Annotated in this window: 17 protein-coding genes; 4 read left to right on the forward strand and 13 right to left on the reverse strand. The window is 45.5% G+C overall.

Translation table 11 applies throughout. The features are described 5' to 3' along the window. Positions 1–25: 25 nt before the first annotated feature. The gene (locus BUR42_RS15815) at positions 26–391 is read left to right on the forward strand and encodes a winged helix-turn-helix transcriptional regulator (protein WP_074240149.1); all 366 of its coding nucleotides are present in this window, start codon (positions 26–28) and stop codon (positions 389–391) included. Here the strand turns inward: BUR42_RS15815 and BUR42_RS15820 are convergent, their stop codons facing one another. After that, positions 392–1,882 (reverse strand): serine hydrolase domain-containing protein, encoded by a 1,491-nt coding sequence (locus BUR42_RS15820; RefSeq protein WP_074240150.1) that lies wholly within the window; start codon positions 1,880–1,882, stop codon positions 392–394. A gap of 68 nt (positions 1,883–1,950) precedes the next feature. On the opposite strand from BUR42_RS15820, the gene BUR42_RS15825 reads away from it, so the two are divergent. Then, a complete protein-coding gene (locus BUR42_RS15825; RefSeq protein ID WP_074240151.1) occupies positions 1,951–2,343 on the forward strand; it encodes a BlaI/MecI/CopY family transcriptional regulator in 393 nt (130 codons plus the stop codon). 22 nt (positions 2,344–2,365) lie between these two features. Beyond that, a complete protein-coding gene (locus tag BUR42_RS15830; RefSeq protein WP_074240152.1) occupies positions 2,366–4,072 on the forward strand; it encodes a M56 family metallopeptidase in 1,707 nt (568 codons plus the stop codon). Between the two features lie 87 nt (positions 4,073–4,159). Here the strand turns inward: BUR42_RS15830 and BUR42_RS15835 are convergent, their stop codons facing one another. The 9 genes from BUR42_RS15835 to BUR42_RS15875 all read right to left on the reverse strand — a co-directional run bounded on the left by BUR42_RS15835 (position 4,160) and on the right by BUR42_RS15875 (position 15,363). Then, positions 4,160–4,921 (reverse strand): sugar isomerase domain-containing protein, encoded by a 762-nt coding sequence (locus tag BUR42_RS15835; protein ID WP_074240626.1) that lies wholly within the window; start codon positions 4,919–4,921, stop codon positions 4,160–4,162. Positions 4,922–4,932: 11 nt separating this feature from the next. Further along, positions 4,933–6,099: an MFS transporter gene (locus BUR42_RS15840; protein WP_074240153.1), complete on the reverse strand. Its 1,167-nt coding sequence runs from the start codon at positions 6,097–6,099 to the stop codon at positions 4,933–4,935. After that, positions 6,092–7,006 (reverse strand): ROK family protein, encoded by a 915-nt coding sequence (locus BUR42_RS15845; protein WP_074240154.1) that lies wholly within the window; start codon positions 7,004–7,006, stop codon positions 6,092–6,094. Before BUR42_RS15845 ends, BUR42_RS15840 begins: the two co-directional genes overlap by 8 nt. A gap of 128 nt (positions 7,007–7,134) precedes the next feature. Continuing rightward, on the reverse strand, positions 7,135–8,943 hold the full coding sequence (locus tag BUR42_RS15850; RefSeq protein ID WP_084185596.1) for a RagB/SusD family nutrient uptake outer membrane protein: 1,809 nt from the start codon (positions 8,941–8,943) through the stop codon (positions 7,135–7,137). A gap of 11 nt (positions 8,944–8,954) precedes the next feature. After that, the gene (locus BUR42_RS15855; RefSeq protein WP_084185597.1) at positions 8,955–12,332 is read right to left on the reverse strand and encodes a SusC/RagA family TonB-linked outer membrane protein; all 3,378 of its coding nucleotides are present in this window, start codon (positions 12,330–12,332) and stop codon (positions 8,955–8,957) included. Positions 12,333–12,394: 62 nt separating this feature from the next. Beyond that, positions 12,395–13,333: a FecR family protein gene (locus BUR42_RS15860; protein WP_074240157.1), complete on the reverse strand. Its 939-nt coding sequence runs from the start codon at positions 13,331–13,333 to the stop codon at positions 12,395–12,397. A gap of 55 nt (positions 13,334–13,388) precedes the next feature. Then, positions 13,389–13,925, reverse strand: coding sequence for a sigma-70 family RNA polymerase sigma factor (locus BUR42_RS15865; RefSeq protein ID WP_084185598.1), 537 nt, complete (start codon positions 13,923–13,925; stop codon positions 13,389–13,391). A gap of 195 nt (positions 13,926–14,120) precedes the next feature. After that, positions 14,121–14,540, reverse strand: coding sequence for an inner membrane protein YiaA (gene yiaA, locus BUR42_RS15870; RefSeq protein WP_074240158.1), 420 nt, complete (start codon positions 14,538–14,540; stop codon positions 14,121–14,123). A 43-nt stretch (positions 14,541–14,583) separates the two neighbouring features. Beyond that, entirely contained in the window at positions 14,584–15,363 is a 780-nt protein-coding gene (locus tag BUR42_RS15875; RefSeq protein ID WP_074240159.1) for an NIPSNAP family protein, read from the reverse strand. Between the two features lie 148 nt (positions 15,364–15,511). Between BUR42_RS15875 and BUR42_RS15880 the strand changes: the two genes are divergently transcribed. Next, positions 15,512–16,624: a suppressor of fused domain protein gene (locus tag BUR42_RS15880; protein WP_074240160.1), complete on the forward strand. Its 1,113-nt coding sequence runs from the start codon at positions 15,512–15,514 to the stop codon at positions 16,622–16,624. Positions 16,625–16,664: 40 nt separating this feature from the next. On the opposite strand, the gene BUR42_RS15885 is transcribed toward BUR42_RS15880, so the two are convergent. From BUR42_RS15885 to BUR42_RS15895, 3 genes are read right to left on the reverse strand one after another with little or no spacing between them, the layout of a single operon-like run. Beyond that, positions 16,665–18,200, reverse strand: coding sequence for a right-handed parallel beta-helix repeat-containing protein (locus BUR42_RS15885; RefSeq protein ID WP_074240161.1), 1,536 nt, complete (start codon positions 18,198–18,200; stop codon positions 16,665–16,667). Positions 18,201–18,202: 2 nt separating this feature from the next. Beyond that, positions 18,203–19,504 (reverse strand): IPT/TIG domain-containing protein, encoded by a 1,302-nt coding sequence (locus BUR42_RS15890; protein WP_074240162.1) that lies wholly within the window; start codon positions 19,502–19,504, stop codon positions 18,203–18,205. A 29-nt stretch (positions 19,505–19,533) separates the two neighbouring features. Further along, the gene (locus tag BUR42_RS15895) at positions 19,534–21,366 is read right to left on the reverse strand and encodes a RagB/SusD family nutrient uptake outer membrane protein (protein WP_074240163.1); all 1,833 of its coding nucleotides are present in this window, start codon (positions 21,364–21,366) and stop codon (positions 19,534–19,536) included. Positions 21,367–21,375 lie beyond the last annotated feature (9 nt).

Genomic DNA, 21,375 nt, shown 5'->3' on the forward strand with positions numbered 1-21,375 from the left:
TACCAAAAGGTAAGCCCGCTTCCATATGATCACCTTACACGAAAAAACGTTCACCTGCCCGATAGATGTATCGCTTTCCTTCATCAACGGGAAATGGAAAGTATTGATCCTTGGTCACCTCCATCGCTTTCACCAAAGCAGCTTTAGCAACCTGCGGGAACAGATGCCCGGTATCTCTGAGAAAATGCTCACACAGCAGCTGAAGGACCTGGAGAAAGATCAGCTGATCGTAAAACATGTATTGTCTGCCAAACCATACAGGGTGGAGTATACCCTTACCCCACTGGGGCAATCCCTTTCACCTGTTACAGCATTCCTCAGCCAGTGGGGTATCAGGTATCTAAAGGATAATGGCATTGATTACCTGAAAGACCAACATCTGTACAAGTAGTTATTGGGACATTAGTTTTGCGAGGGCTTTCCTTCCCTGCTCATTGTTCGGGTTCATTAATAGTGATTTCTGGTACATCAGGATGGCTTCTTCTTTCTTGTTTGCTAACCTTAGTGCCAGACCATAACTATCATAGGCATTGGCACTTTTAGGATATAACATCGTATTCAACTTAAGCACTTCACAGGCCAGTTGATAACGGCCTTCAAATTCGGCATTATATAGGAGGTTATAGCCGAGGCTATTCATTTCTAACTCATCCATATAATAATTCGCCGTATCACCTTTCAGGTTATTAAAAACAACAGCAGCATGATCCGGCCCTTTTTCTACGAGAGCACGGGCATAAACCCTCACGAGAGATTTGGTAAGCCGGAATGGCTTCCCTCCCCTTCCATTCAGGTAATGATAGATGCTATTGATCTTCTGAAAGAACGCTTCTGAAGAATGGTTATCGTAAAAGAAGATGGTCTGATCTTTTCTTTTAGTCTTCATCATCATAGTCACTATCCCCGACTCATGACCATCGTGATATACTATTGTATCTCCAAACTGATTATATACAATATTCCATCCAAATCCATACGAGCGGCTTTTGCCATCGTTCATCTGTATAGGTGTTTGTGCTAAGCTCAGTAATGCGGTGTCCAATAATTTTCCGGCACTGAGTGCATTGTCAAAGCGCAGCATATCTTCCAGGGTGCTAAAGATATTTCCGCTGCCCTGCGTGCCTCTCAGACTCTCGTACTCAAATAAATTGATCTTGTTTAAGGAGGAGATAGATCTGTATGCAGTATCATACATGTTGGGGATGATATACCTTACTACGCAATCCTCCGCTTCTTTATTCCCAACAAATGAAGATTTCATACCTGCAGGGAGAAATACATACTTCTTCATGTATTCTCCAAAAGATGATCCGCTTAGCTTTTCCACCAGTAATGCCAGGGTGATATAACCCATGTTACTGTAATCCCATTTGTCTCCGGCAGGGAATTTCGTTTGGCCTTTCAGTGCCAGCAGATATCCATATACATCTGCATTCGTGAATATCCTGCCTTTGTTCTTTGGAATAATACTGTCCATGAACCGTTCCAGCTGTGGCAAACCTCCGGTATGTGACAGTAAATGGCGAATGGTAATGGCAGGATAAGGAAAGTCAGGAAGATATTTCATTACCGGATCTGTGAGTTTGCATTTGCCGCGTTGCACCTGTTGTAATACGGCTACTGCCGTCATGGGCTTAGTAACAGATGCCAGGTTGAAGCAGGAAGTAATGGAATTGGGGATCTTTCGCTCTTCATCTGCATAACCTGCAGCATAACTATAAATGATCTTTCCCTTTTCGCTCACCATTACACAGCCGTTGAAATAGTCGTTATTGGCTGCTACGGTTAAAAAGGAGTCCAGGCGGTGTTTGATCTCCTGTGCTTTTAGGGGGTTGAAGATCAATACGAAAGGTAATGAAAGGAGGAAGTGGATTCTTTTCATGAGGTAAATATTTCGGCTAAAAGTAAGGTAATATTTGTTTCGTACGAAATATTTCCTACCTTTAGAATATGAAGACGATCAAAAAAGAAAACAACCCGGAGCCAACAAAATCCGAGCTGGAGATCCTGCAGGTATTATGGCAACATGGCCCATCTACAGTAAGGGCTGTAAATGATATCCTGAATGAACAAAAGCGGGAAGTGCAATACACTTCTACCCTTAAGCTCATGCAGATCATGGTGGAAAAAGAATTGCTCAGCAGGGATGAAAGCCAGATGAAACATGTTTACAGCGCGGCTGTGGAAGAACAATCCACCAAAGGTCATTTGTTGGACAGGTTTGTGGATACGATGTACAACGGCTCTGCCAGCAGCCTGATGATGCAATTACTGGGTAATAAGAAAACTTCTAAAAAAGAACTGGATGTTATCCGGGAGTTGCTGAAGAAAATGGACAAGTGATCATGTCTTAAACTAATTCTTTATGTTCCTGACGAATGAAACACTACAGGCTATCTGCCGTACCTTCCTCCATTCTATCTGGCAGGGCATGATCGCTGCTGCTCTCGCAGGGATCATCCTCTGGGGTACCCGTCATTCTTCTGCCCGTACACGTTACAATCTGCTGGGCCTCCTTCTATTGTTGAGCTTCCTTACATCCGGCATCACTTTATATACTGAACTGGGCAATACTGCAGCCGCCATTGCAAATACGCCCGGAACTGATATAGATGCCACAACAGCTGTACTGCCACTGCATCCCGGGCAGATGATCATCCAATACATGAACGAGCATACTCCCTGGTTCATGATGGCCTGGGCGCTTATTTTCCTGGTAAAATGCATCCGGTTAACTACTGGCTTCTATTACATACACCGGATCAGAAGGATTAACACCGGGCCGGTTCCGGCACACTGGGAAGAAACGTTGATAAAGTTATCTCACTCGCTCGGTATTCAGAAAGCAGTTCGTTTATTAGAATCCGGTATTGTAAAAACCCCCGTTACCATTGGATTCTTTAAACCTGTTATCTTCCTCCCTCTTGGACTGTTAGCCCAGTTACCGGCGGACCAGGTAGAAACTATCCTGCTGCATGAACTGGCACATATCCGCAGGAAAGATTACCTGGTAAATATCCTGCACAGCTTCACGGAAACCATCTTCTTCTTCAACCCTGCGTTCCTTTGGATCTCTGCACGCCTGCGGGAAGAAAGGGAAGCATGTTGTGATGATATTGTTGTGGAGCATACCCCGCACAAAGCCACCTATCTGCATGCCCTTGTAGCATTTGAAGAGCAGGCCGTCGCAGGAACTTCCCTGCAGCTAAGGCTTGGCAATACAAAAGATCATTTACTACAACGCGTGAAACGTATGCTTACACGCGAAAACAAAAAGTTAACTATCATGGAAAGAATCTCACTGATCTTTGGCCTGATCGCTATAACCGCCTTTAGCTTCATGCCGGAGAAAGAACTGGCTAAAGCTGCTCCGGTTAGTCCACATTCTGCAGGGTCACTGGTTTATTATGTACCCACCCCTGTACAGGCCGCCGATACGCCGAAGCCTAAAAAAGACAAATGGGTTTCCAAACCGGCTCCTAAGAAAAGGCTTACATCCACAGATACCGTCCTGTTCAAAAAACCTGTATGGAAGGATAAATATGTAACGGATACAGTACGGTTTGCTACCCTTAAATACAAGGATAAATATGCAACAGATACAGTACGGTTGGTTACCTTTAAATCCAGGGATAAATACGTAACAGATACAGTACGGTTCAGCAAACCGGTACTCAAAAAGAAGCTGGCCTCTACGGATACCGTATACTTTAACCAACCCATTCCTAAAAAGAAAAGGTTTACCACTACAGATACTGTTCTGTTTAAAAAGCCGGTACCAAAAAAATCTGCTAAACCAGCAGAAAGCAGCCTGTTCCTGAAGAAAAAATGGACAGAACTTCCACCCGAAAGGCAAACGGAAAAAAAGAAACTATTTGTCCTGGCAGAAACCAAACTTTCTGCCAGCGGAGATCAGCCCCGCACCAAGAAAGCTCCTCCTGCACTAAAGCCGGCAGATAAAGATATCAAGAAGAAAAAGGAAGAAGAGACCCAACTACGTTCCAAATTTTTTGGCGACTACCTACCTGAAGGAATACGCGAGAAAGTAAACCCGAAGGAAAAAAATTGTTGATCCCTGATTGCTCTTTAAATGATAAAAAATGCCCCAAAAAGTTAAACACTTTTTGGGGCATTTCATACCACGGGCCTTTAATTTGTATTACACACCAGCGATCCTTTCTTTGTAAGTAGCCAGGGCATCTTCCAATCTTTCCCTGGCGGTATTATCCCCAGGCACATTATGAGAGGGATGAATATGCAGTTTAACTCCCCGCTCTGCCAATATCTCTGCAATGGTGCATACCGTCATCCAAACACAGGTTATAAATGCCATGGTGGAAACAGGGCCTATTTTATCCTGATGCCCTTTTAAGGGTACGGAAGCATCTCCTATCGGTGCGCAGGAATCTACCACAATATCTGCCACATCGAAAATTGTTTTACCACTGGAATGGCGGGTCTGTTTTCCCTTCGCCTCTGCGGCAGATCCAAAGGCAATCACTTTCATACCTCGTTTTTTGGCATCCAGTGCTATGTCTATATTCACATTATTAATACCCGAATGGGAGAATAACCACATGGTATCCCTTGTGTCAAAATTGTAACCTTTCATGATCTCTATTCCATATCCTTCCACCCTTTCCAGGAACACGAACTGATGTACACCCATTTCTCCCGTGATACGGGTAAAAAAAGTGAGGGGCAGTTCTATCATGGGATGGAAACCAACAAAACCACCAATGCGGGGATACATTTCTTCAATGGGAATGGTGGCATGCCCGCAGCCAAAAGTATGTACCCAACGGCCGCATGCGATGCTATCCGCCATTGTTTCCGCAGCTTTCCGGATATTATCCATCTGCGTTTCTTCTATCCGGGTCATTACTTCCCGGGCATTGGTGAGCCATTGTTTTGCAAGCATATGTTGATGTTTTATTTTAATCTTCGTACGATACTGCTGCAGATCAGCATCATCACCAGCCACTCTGCAAATGCCACCGTTATCAGGTGCTGTACGCCGTAATGCTGTACGACCAGCCCCATCATATAGTTCACCAGCATATTGCCGGTTAGCGCAATAACCAGCACAAAACTGAAAGCAGTAGCAGATTGTGTGCTGTAACGCTCTCCCACAAAACCAAGCATGATGGGGAATCCTCCTGCCAGTCCTGCTCCCAGCAATATCAGCCCTGCTGCGGACACAGGGAAAGTGGTACCTGAACGTAACAACAGGATGCCCACAGGCATAAGTAGTAATGAAATGAGTAACATATGCTGTGGGGAAACGGTACGGAAAATACTACCGGTGAGTAACCGCATAACAGTCATTCCGGCTACGTAGAGAGAAAGGGCATATAAAGCACTGCTTTCCTCCATGTGGTCCCCGGCGGTTAAATAGGTAGTGGTCCAGTTATTGATGATGGCTTCAAAGCTGCTCTGGCAAAAGAGAAAGAAACCGATCAGTACCAGGGTGAGATCGGCAAACATTTTTCCGCTATTAGCTAAAGGAAAACCCTTTTGTTGTTTAGCAGGCGGAAAATTGATGCAGGTGTAGAGAACTGCCATCACCAGCGTCAGCCATCCTATTGCAGAAACTATTTCATTCCATGCATAGTGATCTTTTAAAGCACCCAGTACCTGCGGCATACCTAATGCACCGATACCAAATGATACGCCTAAGAGGCTCAGCGAAGCTCCTTTTCCGCGTGTACTGATATCCGCTACCACCGCATTGGTAGCACCATTGATCACGCCTCCGGATAATCCGAAAATAAAGATGCAACCTTTTAACTGGTCAATTCCTGACGCATATGCAATGCCCTGAAAACCGGCACACAAACCCACACAGGCCAGGATCAACATCAGCTTATAACCATACCTGTCACTGATAGGGCCAAACAACAATGAACCGGTGAGGATACCGATGGGCATGATGGAGAAAAGTGTTCCTGCTTCAACGCCATCCAGCCCAAATTTCAACCGGAGGTCCAGCACTACGGTCCCTAATGTGATCAGCGTTACGCCGAATAACAACAAACCCAAACAGGCCGCCCAGAATACGAGGTGTTTATTGTACATACTTTCTTGCTGGTTAATCATGTAATGCCCTATATGCTGCTCCGTATAATCCCGCATCAGTGCCCAAACCTGAGACTTCCAGTCTTACCTGCTTCATGCTGATGGGTTGTGCCCACCTGGCTGCTTCAGCGGCAATCACGGGAAGGAATTCTGCTGCCGGGCCAAATACGCCACCACCAAAGATTATCTTCTCCGGGTTGAATAAGCTGACCAGGTTTGCTGTAGCCATGGCCCACAGCGATATACTTTGCAGGATAACTTCCACAGCGATATGATCATTTTTCCGGTAGGCTGCAAACACATCCTGTGCGCTCAATGCATCTTTACGGAGGATGCCATTATAGGCAGGATCTTTCAGGATCAGCTGAAGTGCAACTTTAACGATCCCTTCCCCGGAAGCCATGCTTTCAAAACAACCACAGTCCGTATAGGTATTTTGAAAAGGCCGGTCCAGTGCCATCCAGCCTATAGCCCCGGCTATTCCTTTTGATCCCTGCAATACCTCTCCATTAATAAGGATCCCTGCCCCTATTCCTGTTCCTACTGCAAGGAATATAGCATCTTTGCAACCCTGCGCATTGCCCTGCCAGATCTCTCCCAGTATATAGCAGGAACGGTCGCTTTCAATGAAAACAGGCGTATTTCCTGCGATAGTTTTCATTTCCGCTAATAAAGGATAATCTTCCCAGCCGGGAATATTAGGTGCCCATACGGTACCACGCTGATGCCTGCAGATACCGGGAACGGCAATACCTATTGCATTCACTTGTATGGGTATCTGCTGCACCGCATCTGTGATCAATGCCCCCACAGCCTTGCCCGCACGTTTATCCAGGGGATAGGAAGTTCTATGCAGCATTTCGCCATCATCAGAAAAAACAGCCAGCGCTAATTTTGTTCCTCCAAGGTCAACCGCCAGTACAGCCATGAGTTAAAGCTTAAGGGTTCATAACGTATTATATTGTTAGACAAACAAATAATTGCCATCCGTTACTCAGGGGCATAAAAAAAGCCGCCCTATAGAGAGGGCGGCTTTCATTAAGCAGGGTTTCAACATTAGTAACCGGGAAATTGGACCAGCTTTTTATTCCGGTCGATCTCACTTTGAGGGATGGGGTAGAAATAATATTTATTATTCCAGGCTGCCCTGGTGAACACCACCGTTCTTTTATGGAACGCAGGATCTGAGAGGGTTGTTCCTCCTTCTATGTTCATGCCATGGAATTGGCCACCCTGGTGAGAGGCCGCGTCGTCTGTTATTTTCCAGCGGCGGACATCCCAGTAACGATGACCTTCAAACATAAGCTCTATCTGCCTTTCCTGGCGGATGTGCTTCCTCATTTCTTCCTGCGTACCTCCTGTTAATGCCGGAAGGCCGGAACGCTGACGTACGAGATTGAGATAAGTAAGGATATTGGGATCAGCGGGATTGTATTCATTCAATGCTTCTGCATAGTTCAGATAGATCTCCGCAAGGCGGATCATCATAGCAGGGCGTGCCGTGGATTTATTATTCCTGAAATCTGTATTGGGATGAATATTTTTTCTGGCAGTATAACCTGTGCTGGGCCAGTCTCTTGCAGAACCCTGCTTACCACTGTTACCTGTGAAATAGAACTCTACCCTTGTTTGACCGGAGGTTGCTATTACAGGGATGGTAGAACCGTTAAAGGTTACACTTACGTAGAACCTCGGTTCACGGCCAACATACATATTGTTGGTACCTGCCACATAGTGGATATTACCAGTTGTTGTATAACCGGTTTCTGTATAACTGCTGGTTGGATCTGTAATGGCCTTTCCATCTGCCATGCGGAAAACATCCACACTTTCCTGCGGAACGGCAATACCATTCCATGCGTTTCCATTGGAAGCACGGGGAGAGCAGTGGCGTTCCCATTGCCCGTTTGCTGTATTAGACCTGATCCAGATGCCTTCTTTTGAGTAGCCGTCGAAGAAGAGATTACGGTAAGAAAGGAATCCTGCCATGAAAGGATTGGGATCTGTTACTTTAAACAACTGGAAACGGTTGATCTGGATCACAGCTAAAGCTGCGTCAGCCGCAGCCTTCCAGCGCTCCTTATCATACGTTTGATTGAACAGCACGGTACCATCCGCATTTTTGAAGTTGGCCAAAGCTGTGTTGCCATTAAATAAGGGACTGGCGTGAAATAACAGGATCTGCGACTTCACGGCAGCGATCACGGCTTTATTGATACGGCCGGTCTGTGTATTATCCACTTCTGAAGGGTTGCCCGGATTCATGTGTTGTACCGGTACATCTTCATTGGCTTTGTTCATTTCTTCCAATACATATGCCACACATTGGTCCCAGGTGCTTCTTGGGATCTGAAAATTTGCACTGGCTTCTGCAGGCTCCTCTCCCATTAACACTACGGGGCCATATTGTTTCATCATCAGCCAGTAATAGTAGGCTCTTAAAAAACGGGCTTCTGCTTTATACTGTTTTAATAACTGCACGCCATTAGGCTGTTCCTGGATCTCTTTGTTCTGATCTGCATTCCGGAGGAAGATACCACAGAGGCGAATGGTCTGGTAGTAGGGGTTCCAGTTATTAGGACTGGCATTATCCGGCGTAATGGCACCTGAGTTCATTCCAGGTTGTACCCATGCGTAATCCGCTTCGTCACATTGCCCGCTCCAGCCATTGGCATATGGCTGGTCCCACATATCCGGCATAGAATTATAGCAACGGGCCAGCCATTGTTCCGTCATGCTTCTGTTGGTGAAAATATCTTTCATGGTGGTGATATTGTCCGGCACCGTATCCAGGAAGCCCTTTCTGCAACCTGCAACCAACAGCAGGCTCAGCATGAGTATCGTGATTTTATTTTTGTAGTTCATTGTACGCAGTTTTAAAGGAAGTTTACACGAATTCCAAAATTGAAAGCGGAGAGCTGCGGATAGCGGTAACCTCTGCCTTCTGTTAATTCAGGATCCCATATTTTCCACGGAGAGAAAGTGACCAGGTTAGTGGCCTGCAGGTATGCCCTTAGGTTCTTCACACCGAAACGTTGCAGGCTTTTCACGCTGAAGTTGTATCCGATCATCACTTCCTTGAGACGGATGTAATCAGCTCTCTTTATCCACCAGGTACTTTCATAATAGTTGGTGGTGATATCCTGGCGGGTAGACATGCGTGGGTAGAACGGACGGGGATTTGGATTATCCGGCGTCCATCTGTTCAGCGCCTGCGTATACAGGTTACCAATAGTGGGGCCTTCGTAGAATGGATTGGTGCTATGCCCGGAAGCATACATAAAATCTACGAGTGCGGCACCCTGCCAGAACATGAAGAGGTCAAAACGTTTAACGGTAGCGCTCAGGTTGAGGCCATATAAGATCCGTGGTACTTCTCCGTAACCGATCGCTTTGGTATCAAAGCTGTTGATCTGGCCATCTCCGTTGAGGTCCTCATATTTGATATCGCCGGGGCGAACATCACCTGCCTGTTTCGGAGAACGCAGGATCTCTGCTGAATCAGCAAACAGCCCCAGTGCCACATATCCGAAACGCTGACTGATGGAATGGCCGGTGCGGTTCAGCCAGGGGTATTGCCATGGTGGCAATCCGTCTGCTATTGCCAGGTTCTTGTTAAAGTTGAAATTACCGCGGAAATTGATCCGGTAATCCCTGTTGAATTCATGGTTATATTCGAGCGTAACATCTATGCCTTTATTGGAGGTAATACCTACGTTACCGTAAGGCAGGTTAGCAGCGGTGTAACCAGAAGAATAGGGCACATCCAGCTGACGGGTAAGGATCCCGGTACGGTGTTCTTTGAACAGGTCTACGATGAGCGATAACCTGTCCCGCAATACTTTTATTTCAATACCAAGGTTCTGGCGTTTACCAGTTTCCCAGCTTACATCAGAGCCTGCCAATCCTTCTTCATATCCATTGTAGGATACCTGGCTGCCGGGTATGCCGAATGTAAATCCACCCGCTGTGTTGATCCTTGTCAGGAACAGGAAACGGTTACCTGTGTTACTGTTACCCGTTAATCCGTAAGTGTAACGGAATTTCAGGTAAGAAATGGTGTTTTTAAGCGGTTCGAAAAATGCTTCATTAGACGCTACCCAACCTGCACCAAAAGACGGGAAGAAACCGAAACGTTTTTTAGGTGTAAAGTTCTCCGCTCCATTATATCCGAAATTACCTTCCACGAAATAGCGGTTGCTATAGCCATAGGTAACCCTTCCGCTAAAACCCCTGATCCGGAAAGGGATAGACGCTACCAGGTCGGCAGCATCCCCGTTGATATAATCAGACTGGTTAAACAATGCTAATGCGGAAACTTCGTGTTTACCAAAATTTTGGGAATAATTAAGTGCTGTTTCTGTATAGAAGTTCCTGTTTCCACCTCTTGAACCTTCATATCCCAATACGTTGGAACCTGGTTCCACGAGCATCATTTTAAGAGAAGAGTCCGGGTTCCTGCCTTCGGCAAAATAGGTCTGTACATTTCTCTTCCTGTTCAGGTTATTCCAGCTATAGCTATCGAAAGCAAACATGGTGGTGAAGCTGAGCCCTTTCACCAGGAAATCCAGGTTCTGTTTCAAACGGATATTAGAGCGGACAGTATTACGGTATTCCGTAGCGTAACCACTCTGGGTCATATCACGATATGGGCTGTAGAAACCACCATTAGGTATCTTCGGCCATAAGCCATTTGAATACCGGGGAGGGATCATATGTGGCGGCACCTGTGCAGCGAGGTTGAAGAGTGTATTGGTTCCGATACCAGGGTAGTTACTATTGATAATAAATCCGTTTACACCTAATTCTATTTTAGTAGTTTTAGTTACATTGACATCTACGTTTGTGGTGAAATTAAAACGGTCCAGTTTGATAGAAGAATTATAGGATTGGATCTTATCCCTTTTCAGCATGCCTGTTTCAGAGTAATAACCTGCGCCGATATAATAAGTGGCAAATTCAGATCCTCCTCTTACATTCAATAATGCTTTTCTGTTAGTGGCCCATTTGTTGAACAGTACATCGAACCAGTTCACATTGGGATACAGGTCCGGGTCTTCTCCTGTTTCATGTTTCCTGATCCTCTCTTCTGTATACAATGGTGTACGGCCACGCATCTCCAGGCCTTCGTTGTACATGTGCATAAACTCAGGAGCATTTACAAACTTCGGCAACTGTGTGAAACGGGTAATGGCCTGGTTCAACTCAACATTGATATTCGGCTTCCCTATCTTACCTGCTTTTGTATTTACGATAATTACGCCGTTAGCACCACGGGTACCATATACAGCAGTGGCAGAAGCATCTTTGAGGATGGTAAACGTTTCAATATCCTCGGGATCGATATCTGTGATACTACGGCCGGGTACGCCATCCACAATCACCAGGGGACCTTGAGGGCTTGAACTGTAAGTGGAAATACCGCGGATATAAATGTCTGCTCCATCATATCCCGGCTCACCGCTTTTCTGCACGGAAACTATTCCGGCGAGGCGGCCTCCGAGTGCATTCGTTAAGCTACGGGCAGGCAGTTTCAGTTCGGAAGGTCTGATGGTGGATTGTGCACCAACCAGGCTTACTTTCTTTTGTATACCGAAACCTACTACCACTACTTCATTCAGGCCACCCTCTTTAGGTTCCAGTATTACATTCAGGTCCATTCGGTTCCGCACGCTGATACGCTGGGATTCATAACCTATAAATGAAAACTCAAGTGTATCTGTTGGCTCTACATCAATACTGTAAAAGCCTTCCGCGTTGGTGGTAGTTCCTGTCTGGGTACCGGGCACCCTGATGTTCACGCCGATAATGATACCTCCTATCTTATCCCTGACGGTGCCTGACACCTTCATTTTAACCAATTCCTTCTTTACTTCTGCCGTTGGTTTTTTTTCGGTATCCGGCGATATGATATATTGCTGATCACTGATCTTGCTCACAACAAGATGATAAGGTTTCAGGGCAACCTGGATAGATGCAATGACCTTTTCATTATCTTCCTGCAATAGCTGTTCCGGTAATAACACATCTTTCGTGTATTTCTCATTGTGTACGATCCTCAGTTTGTATTTGCGGTATACTGTTTCCAGTACGCTCTTGAGTGGGATCATCCGCCCTGTTTTACGGGTGTCCTGGAACACCCCGGGCACTATACTGGCAAATGATTGCTGGGCTTGCAGATCGGCAATGGCTACCTGCATGAACAGGCACAGGCCGGCCACTCTCAGGCATAGCCTTAGAGATCCAAATTTCATAACGTTTAAATTTTGGTTAGATTTGAGGAACTATAAAGAAATGAATTCCGGTTTTCTTTCGGTTACTTTGGTTGAATAGTTAAAATATCTCCCTTCCTTATTATACTGGCATTTAACATGGCTGACAGTATCTTTACTAAAGAGGCTTCATCTGCGATTTTCATATATCCGCTAATAGCGCTTCCTTTAAATTCGGAGGGACTTATTACGGTCACATCTAGTCCATAATTACTATTGATCATGTCTTTCAACTCATCAATGGTTGTATTGTCAAACTGATAATCTCCATCTTTCCAGGCGCCATATATTTGTGCGTTCACTTTATCTTTCTGTAAACCGGCTGTAGTTATCTGAACCCTTTCATTCGGCAGTACCAGCATTTCCTGGCCTTGCGCCGTTGCTTTCACTTTTCCGCTGTTTACGATAATGGCTTTTTCATGTATGGTAAATGAAGTACCCAGTACTGCAATTTCCATATTGGCGGCATGTATATTAAAAGGCGTTTCTTCTTTTGCCACATCAAAGAAAGCGGTACCGGTAACCCAGATGTCCCTGTCTCCTTTACCGAATGAGGAACGATAGGATAAAGTTCCCCCGGCTTTCAGCCATACTTTGGTACCATCGGGTAAAACCTTTGATTGCAGGGTAGTTGTTTGAACCAGCTGCATTTCAGGGGCAGGAGAACGCCTGCCGGAATTAAAATAGGTGGCAAGACCACCTGCCAGGATCAATACGGCAATCATGGCTGCGTATTTCAGCCATTTCATCCGTTTTACCCTGGTGCGCTCTTTCAGTTGGCGTGTTACATCTTCCCATGCAGCCGCAGTATCAATATTTAATGTATGTGCCTTTTGCTGATCAAGGATGTCCTTGACCCTGAAATAGAGTTCCCTGTTTTCTTCGGAAGCTGATAACCAGGTTTCAACCAGGGTCATTTCTTCCGGTGTGGCATTGCCATCAATAACATTTACCAGGAGGTTATAATCTATTTCTTGCATCATTTCGATATATAGACGATCAGTGATTATTTTCTACGTACGGGAATTCAAAAAAAAATTAAAACAGGGTGCTAAGCAGGTAATTGAGCTTTTTGATCATGCTGCGGAGTTGCTTGATACCTTTATATAACTGTGTTTCCACAGTACGGGAGGAGATTCCCATGGCATCGGAGATTTCAATTGTCTTGAGCCCCCTTTGGTAACGGAGTTTAACGATCTCCCGGCATTTAGGAGGTAATTGCTCTATGGCATTCCAAACATTGCTTTCTTCTTCCAGCAGGCTTTTATTTCCGGTATCAGGGTGGAAGTATGTTAACTCGTCCTGGAGTATCCTGGCTTCATTCACATATCTGCGGTGTACTTCCTGGTGTTTGAAATGGTCCTGGCATTTATTATGGACACTACGGAACAGGTAGCTGCGGGCATTCTCCGGTATTTTGTCATACGTTTGGATAAATACATCCTGTACAAGGTCTTCTGCGGTTTGCAGATCTACAAACTTACAGGCATAACCTACCAGCGCTACATAATATTTATGAAATATCTGCGCTGTGTCCAGGGGGTCCATGTCTTCGCGCTGCGGGTCCTGCTGCATATGTGGATCTTGGTTTTAATAGGCTTCTAATGGGTAGTCTGAAAACGTGGCCAGTCTATTATTGTTCACTGTATTATTACAGGTAAAACTATCTATTTACGCAAATAATACTATGCGTATTTTACCCCAAAATAATATAATATTAACAAAAAAAGACTGTCCGGAAACAGTCTTTTCTATCTTATTACAGGAATATTATTTTTCTTCCCTGATGTTTTCAGGTTCTTTCCCGGCAGCCTGCGCATCGCGGGTATTCTTTTGCACGGCGATGGCTCCAAAGATGCTCAGCAGGAAAGCAAAGGCATAAAATCCTTTTTCGCTGGGCAGCAGGGTGGCATTCCATAAACCTACGATCAACAGGATCAGTGTCAGTAACATAGATACCCAGCTGATACCATAATAAATATCTGTTACAGGAATCCCTTCCAGCCTGTCCCGCACACATTTCTGCACTGAAACAGCAGCAAAGAGGCCATACATCAGGATGGTGAAGTAATAACCTTTTTCATTCAACTGCATAGTGGCGTTCCACAATCCGATAATAAACCCCAGCATGCCTGTAAATAAAGCAACCCAGGAAGCTGCAACAAACGCAATAGACGGTTTTTGTTTCATGGTAATAGTATAAACAGGTTAAAATGAATGGGCAAAATAAGCATTACAGGTCAGAATACTCCGTTGGACGCAGAAAGAATTGTTCGTTCTTAGACACGTTATTCTTATAGGATTCAATGGCAGAAAGTGTTTTCCAGTCGGGGTCTGCTGAAAACGCTTTCCAATGGGCATCCCTGTCTGCTTTATCTTTAAAAGTCGTCATGTACATAAGATTGGGCATTTTGCTGCCTGCCAGTACTTCCCCGCAAAACACGGTGTTGAAATTGAGCTTACGGAAGATGCCGAACTCATTTCCGTCATTGAACATTTTTATTTTATTCACCGCATACTTTTCCGTGGGGCTTTCGTAGCTGCGTAATTCATATACACGTTCACTTTTAGGGCCTGTTACCGCAGAGGGTGTCAATACCGGCATATCTTTAAAAGCCTTCAGCAGGATGTCTTCTATGCGTGCATAAGGTTTATTATTATAGGGAGCGTCCAGGTAATCCTTTCCCGCACTGGCATGGGCGGCATCCTTTTCCAGCAGGGCTGGCAGCTCTTCAAAACGGGTGAGTGTTTTAAAGGGTATCAATACATAGATACGCAGATCGGCCGTGTCCTGCGCAATGGGTTTAAATACGCCTACCTGTTTAATGCCTGCGCGGTGCAGTGCAGGTAAGAAAGCCTGGTTGAGGTAGTTTTCCACTACCTGTACCTGTGCGTCTGTTTTGAGATGGTAGATCCTGATCTGATAATACTCCCTTGCTGGCGGCTTTTCTCCTGCAAATACGGATAAACTGCAAAAGATCAATAGCAGAAAAGATAAGGTGGAATTTTTCATGTAGTTCTTATTATTTAGGCACAAAATATAAAAAAATCGCAGGGAATACCATCTACCTATTAAAGGGTATATTGCTTTGTTTAACGCTAAATTATTGAACATATAAATGTTTTTTTGGTAGTTTAGGCGCCAGAAACAGACCACTATTATGTCGAATGCACCTGTAGTTTTATTAGAACAGCCCAATAACCGTGGCACGATCACGGCTGTGGTTGAGCAAGATGACCGAACAGCCTATTTTTATCTTTACCCGTCTGATATATTAGGTGGCCGTTACAATATGCGCCCATGCTGGCTTCGTAATTTAATACCTGCACCTGCTTCAAAAGATGTATTGGGCATGCAGAATGGCATGGCACCTTTACTGGAAGCACGTTTTTGCAACCACCCGGAAGGTAAGGCCCCGCTTGATCCTGAAGAACTGGCCATTATGTGGACGGAAGAAGATGATGGGGCAGCTGTTTTCTACCAGGGCCAGCCCCTGGGTATTATTCCCGGCTGGAGTTTATCCTCGGACCGCCCGGTGGGTTATGCAGTAGATTGCATAGGCGCAGAGGATGAAAGTATTTTATTCCCCCTGGGAAATCCGGAATCGAATGTATTACATCAAAGGATAGCACGCAGTGCAGCCTTCTGGGATAAATGGGGAGATGAAGAGAATAATCCCTGGATGCCCATACAACAGGAATTTCTGAACGCTTATGAAGAGCAGTTCGATAAGATGTTGCAGTACTACGCAATTGATGAACAGAAATGGCCGCCTATGGCATTGGCCAGGTTTGAAAAAGATAACATCGTTTATTTTATTTCCATAGGTATTAGTATCCGGCCCATGCCCTGGGTGGAATTATTGTATAATGACAAGGCGCCCGGATTCAGAAGGATGGAATTGGGTATAGCGGTGGATAAAAATGAATTCACAGAGGGAGAGATCATGGCGATGGCACAAGGGCTTTCCGGAATAGCAGATAGCCCCTGGCGGAACCTCAGCTGGTTTGGGGAAGGCCATACCATCAGCTCCCAGGTGGTACCTGCTTCTTTCGAGAGCTTCATTCTTTCTTCTGCTTTATATAATGGACCAGCTATTAACCTGCCGCAAATGGAAGGTGATAAAGTGAACTTATACTGGGCCAGTCCTATTACAAAAGCAGAGCGGGAGTTTGCACACAGTAAAGCCAATGGGGGCTATGATCTTTTGGAGAAGATGATCCAAAGCGGGATCACACATGTGGTGAAAAAACGGGAAGGTATTATTTCTTAAAATATTAAAGGGCAACCACGATGGTTGCCCTTTTGCTTTTCTATTGATGTGCTCCGATACTGATCTTACCGTTCGCGATCCTTGGGTTTCCTTCTATATCCAACGTTCCCTGCTTCTCTGCGGAGATCACAAAGCCGGCGTTCTTTGCAGGGGATGTGATCTGTATCCGCAGATCAGGCAGCGTAGGGTCAGTGATCAAAGGATCTGCACCATATATTGAGTTAGCATCTACATTTGTGGCCGCTTTCCATGCGGCAAAATCCGTGTAAGGGGTACCGTTAGTGGTATTCCAGATCCAACCGGGTGTATTGGTGGTGAAGTACAGGTTATTGTCAATGATATTACCGCTGCCGGTGTTGGTGTATTTGTGTACAAACAGGTCCGCTGGGCCGCCATACACAAGATTGTTGCGGATCACATTATCAAAGCAATTTTCTGTGAGGCGTAGTTCTCCTTCTATTTCGTCAAATGCCCCTAATACCCTGTTGTTCTTATACAGCGTATTGTTCAGCACATAACAATTGCGGGTGCCGCCACCGGTATATCCCAGGTAACCTCCCAGGTATATTCCTACCCGGAAATTATTATACACAAAGTTGTTGCGGACAATACAATCGCTGGTGGGGAAAGCATCATTTTCACTGACGATGCCGATGCCACGGTCTGTATCATGCACCTTGTTCCTTTCTACAATTATATTACGTGCCCCATCAATATAGATACCAATAGCGCCATAACTGTGAATGCCACCAATAGGGCCTGTTCTCATATTGATATTATATAAATGATTTTCGGTAATGAGTCCGTTGCGGGCATAATTATAAGCCGGAACCGTATTTGCAGCATATCCACCGGCAGCATCGATACCAATGTTCTCTGCATTGTAAATAGTATTCTTCCGGATCACAAAACCATCCACGTATCCATTGATTGTAAGATTCTCGCTGTAGCCGGTATTGCAGTCATGGATCTCATTCTCTTCTACAACAATGTTTTTCATCGGAATGGCAGTATTACCGATGATCTCAATAGCATGGCCACTCCTGCCATCCTCCGGATTAACATTATGTTCAATGTTATAGATCTTGTTCTTCCGGATAATGATATTGCTTGATCCCTGGTCTGCCACGATACCATTGATATTCACCCAGGGCGTGCTGCTTTTGTAGTTGCACACTTCAAATCCTTCAAACACCACGTAACTGGCATTGCGGATAAAGACCAGCGCTTCTTTTCCGGTGATAGAAAGACCGGTGCCATCGATGATCGCTCTTTCTCCCGGAAAGGCTTTTAAGGTGATGAGTTTTTCCAGCCTGCCGGATTTAGGGAACACTACTTTTTCGTAATAGGTGCCTCCTTTTACGATCACGGTATCTCCGGGGATCGCTTTGCCAAGCGCTGTATTGATGCTGCGTATAGGAGCAGCGGGAGTGCCCGCATTAGCATCATTCCCCGTGGGTGCCACATAGAAAGTATTCTGGCGGGGAGGTTCCTGCGTGCCGGAGGGGCTGTTCCTTTTGCTACAGGCAGAGGTCGTAACACCTGCCAGTAATATGATCATTAGTAATACTCGCATGTCTATTCTGAAACTATTTTTCTAACCCTGTTATTATTTTTGTCAAGCACGTAAACGGTACCATTCTTATCAATAGCTACACCACCTGGCGCACTGAATGCAGCAGATTCTCCAATGGCATCCGAATAACCGGCGGAACTACTTCCTGCATAAGTTGATACCGTCCAGGTATTGGCTGCAATGAAACGGATACTTTGATCAGGACTGTTTACATCTCCTCCACCGGTACCATTTCCGGCAACGAAAATATTGCCTGCTGCATCTACTTCCAGCCCCCAGGGATTGGAGAACTTAGCTGCAGGGCCGGGGCCATTCTGATAACCGGCCACTCCTTTCTGCCCTGCAATGATAGTGGGGGCCCAGGTTCCTTTGGCGTATTTAGTAATAGTGTTATCCCCGTTACCGGAAAGATAAAGGTTACCGTCTTTGTCAAAATCAAAACCGGCTGGCCACGAAATATCTGCAATGATCCTTTCGGCAGCGAACTGTGCCGTTATTTTGTAAATACCGCCTGCGCCAGAGTGATTACCATAATAAGGCAGGTTGGTGGATTTATCAATTGCTACCATCCATGGCTCCTGCGCAGCCCATAACCAGGTAGTGGCTGTACCGTCCGGCGTGATCTTGCGGATATCCCAGTTAATGGGGTCAACACTGAATACGTTTCCATCCTTATCTACTGCCACATCATAAGGATAGATGAATTTGGCATCCAGACCTTTACCATCTGCGTAACCGCTGCTGTTAGGATTACCGCAGAAAAGGGTCACTGTTCCCGTACTGTCTATTTTACGGATGCAGTGATTACCGGGGTCGGCTACATACACGTTCAGATCCTTATCCACTGCTATACCCTGGCTTCTGTACCAGGGTTCTCCTTTGAAATTAAACTCCACTTCGTCCCCTTTTCCATTGGCATAACCGGAATTTCCATTCCCCGCGAGTGTGCTAACCGTTCTGGTGAATACATAATTGAAATCCATGGTGCTGTTCACCACATCTTTCCCGATCTTTACGGTTACTTTTCCTGATCCGCATTTTTTAGGCACTACGGCCATGATCTGTTTGGTATTGGCACCAACGATGGCGAGTTTGTTGCCATTGATAGTGATCTCCAGCTGGGAAGTATCCCCGGTGAAATTCACACCGCTGATGAGGATGGATGTTCCGCCGCCACCTTGCAGGGGTACAAAACTTTCAACCGACATGGGCGCGCCGTCCACATGAACATTTTTATCGTCCTTTTTACAACCGGCAATGAAAACGGCTGAGAATATGATAGATCTTATTAAAGGCTTGATCATTTCCAAAAATTAAATTGTCAATAATTTGATTACCATCCCGGATTCTGCACCAATGCCCTGTCTCTTTCAATATCTCCCAGCTGAATGGGGAAGAGATACATTTTATTATCCCAGAACCTTTGCTGGAAGAGTTTGCGATTGTAGAAACCGGTAAAAGAGAAACCCGTACCGTTATCGTTGGCATTTACATCCATACCATAGATGGCGGTGTATTTAGGTAAGCCGAGTAATAACCTGCGTACCAGTGTGGAGTAGCGATCGCTTTCAAAACAAAGTTCCACCTGGCGCTCCCTTAAAATATGCTCCCGCATTTTAGCGGTGTTACCTACTGCATCAGGGTAAACGGTTTCAATCCCCGGAATACCTGCGCGTGTTCTGATCATGTTCAGGTACTTCACGATGTCTGCATTGTTAGGATCGTATTCATTCAATGCCTCTACATAGTCCAGCAGGATCTCTGCATAGCGGATGAGGATGTATGGGCCATGAAAGGTTACATTATCCTGGCGGATATTACTATTGGGACTGATCCTTTTTAAAGGCAGGTAGCCGGTAATATTATTGCTACCCGAAGATTTCTGACCGGATTTCCCGTTGTAATAGAATTCTACGCGGCCGGTACCATCTATATTATTGTCTGAAGAATAATAATTCTTATCATCCACTGTTTGTGCCGGCACTACCGGTCTGGCGTTGTACATGATATTGGCATAGAACCTTGGTTCGCGGTTGGCATACATGTTCCACTCTCCTTTTCTATGACCGCCCCAGGTGGCTGTGCTGTTGGCAGGAGCAAAACCTGTTTCCACATAATTGGAAGCGGGATCATCGATGGTGCGGCCGTTGATCATGGAGAAAGCGTCAACCAGGTTCTGAGTGGCATTGTACATGTTGTAAGCGCCCGGACCAGGGGAAGCACATTTCGTCCAGCCCCAGCGGCTCCAGCCTACATTGGCGAAAATGATCTCATCGTTCCAGTTGGTTAAGTGTACATCCCTTACAGATTCGTATGGGTTAAAGGTTGTTCCGCCATTATCCAGGTTGGTGAATAATTTATACTGTCCGGAGTCTATCAGTCTTTTTGCGGCATCAGCGGCTATCTTCCATTTGTTCACGTCAGCAGTGGCAGGTGCCAGCGCTGTACCATCCTGATTTTTGAAATTAGCGAAGGAAGGGTTGCCGTTCCAAAGAGGACTGGCTGCCAGCACTGCGGCTTTTACTTTTATGGCCATGCAGGAACCTTTGGTAGGCCTGCCGAGGTTACTGGAACTGGACCATGCTGCCGGAAGCCCCTGCATTGCCTGGTCCATCAATTGATTGATATAGGTTACGCAGGTATCGAAAGGTGCGCGTGGATATTTATTAAAATCCGCATCCTGCTCAATGAGGCCGGTTACTTTTACGTAAGGGCCATATTGTTTGAGCAGCATCCAGTAAAAATAACCACGAAGGAAAAGGTTCTCTGCTTTGTATTGTGCCTTCAGGTCATTGCTTAATTGTACGGCGGGCACCTTATCTATATTCTGTTCAAAGATGAAAGACTTCCGCAGCGCGGTATAATATGCGCCCCAGTTGTAAAAGTAACCGCTGGAAACACTCCAGTTGCCGCTCACCATTTGCCTTACGTTCACAGTGGAGATAGATACGGAACTTTCATCTGATGCCCCTACGGTGGCATAGTCTCCGCCATCCATACCATTATACACAGTGTAATAGATATTATTCAGATAAGCTTCTGCATTTGCCCTTGTTTGCCAGATCTGATCTTCTGTGAGAAGGTTATCTGGCTTTTTATCCAGGTATTTACTACAGGAGAGCAAGATGCCTGCACAAAGCAGTAACAGGTATTTATGCTTATTCATATGATGATC

The sequence above is a fragment of the Chitinophaga niabensis genome (assembly GCF_900129465.1).
Classification (GTDB): Bacteria; Bacteroidota; Bacteroidia; order Chitinophagales; family Chitinophagaceae; genus Chitinophaga; species Chitinophaga niabensis.

Coding starts and splice junctions, on each gene's coding strand:
- BUR42_RS15815 (WP_074240149.1), top strand. CDS start 26: ATGATCACCTTACACGAAAAAACGTTCACCTGCCCGATAGATGTATCG.
- BUR42_RS15820 (WP_074240150.1), bottom strand. CDS start 1,882: ATGAAAAGAATCCACTTCCTCCTTTCATTACCTTTCGTATTGATCTTC.
- BUR42_RS15825 (WP_074240151.1), top strand. CDS start 1,951: ATGAAGACGATCAAAAAAGAAAACAACCCGGAGCCAACAAAATCCGAG.
- BUR42_RS15830 (WP_074240152.1), top strand. CDS start 2,366: ATGTTCCTGACGAATGAAACACTACAGGCTATCTGCCGTACCTTCCTC.
- BUR42_RS15835 (WP_074240626.1), bottom strand. CDS start 4,921: ATGCTTGCAAAACAATGGCTCACCAATGCCCGGGAAGTAATGACCCGG.
- BUR42_RS15840 (WP_074240153.1), bottom strand. CDS start 6,099: ATGATTAACCAGCAAGAAAGTATGTACAATAAACACCTCGTATTCTGG.
- BUR42_RS15845 (WP_074240154.1), bottom strand. CDS start 7,006: ATGGCTGTACTGGCGGTTGACCTTGGAGGAACAAAATTAGCGCTGGCT.
- BUR42_RS15850 (WP_084185596.1), bottom strand. CDS start 8,943: ATGAACTACAAAAATAAAATCACGATACTCATGCTGAGCCTGCTGTTG.
- BUR42_RS15855 (WP_084185597.1), bottom strand. CDS start 12,332: ATGAAATTTGGATCTCTAAGGCTATGCCTGAGAGTGGCCGGCCTGTGC.
- BUR42_RS15860 (WP_074240157.1), bottom strand. CDS start 13,333: ATGATGCAAGAAATAGATTATAACCTCCTGGTAAATGTTATTGATGGC.
- BUR42_RS15865 (WP_084185598.1), bottom strand. CDS start 13,925: ATGCAGCAGGACCCGCAGCGCGAAGACATGGACCCCCTGGACACAGCG.
- yiaA (WP_074240158.1), bottom strand. CDS start 14,540: ATGAAACAAAAACCGTCTATTGCGTTTGTTGCAGCTTCCTGGGTTGCT.
- BUR42_RS15875 (WP_074240159.1), bottom strand. CDS start 15,363: ATGAAAAATTCCACCTTATCTTTTCTGCTATTGATCTTTTGCAGTTTA.
- BUR42_RS15880 (WP_074240160.1), top strand. CDS start 15,512: ATGTCGAATGCACCTGTAGTTTTATTAGAACAGCCCAATAACCGTGGC.
- BUR42_RS15885 (WP_074240161.1), bottom strand. CDS start 18,200: ATGCGAGTATTACTAATGATCATATTACTGGCAGGTGTTACGACCTCT.
- BUR42_RS15890 (WP_074240162.1), bottom strand. CDS start 19,504: ATGATCAAGCCTTTAATAAGATCTATCATATTCTCAGCCGTTTTCATT.
- BUR42_RS15895 (WP_074240163.1), bottom strand. CDS start 21,366: ATGAATAAGCATAAATACCTGTTACTGCTTTGTGCAGGCATCTTGCTC.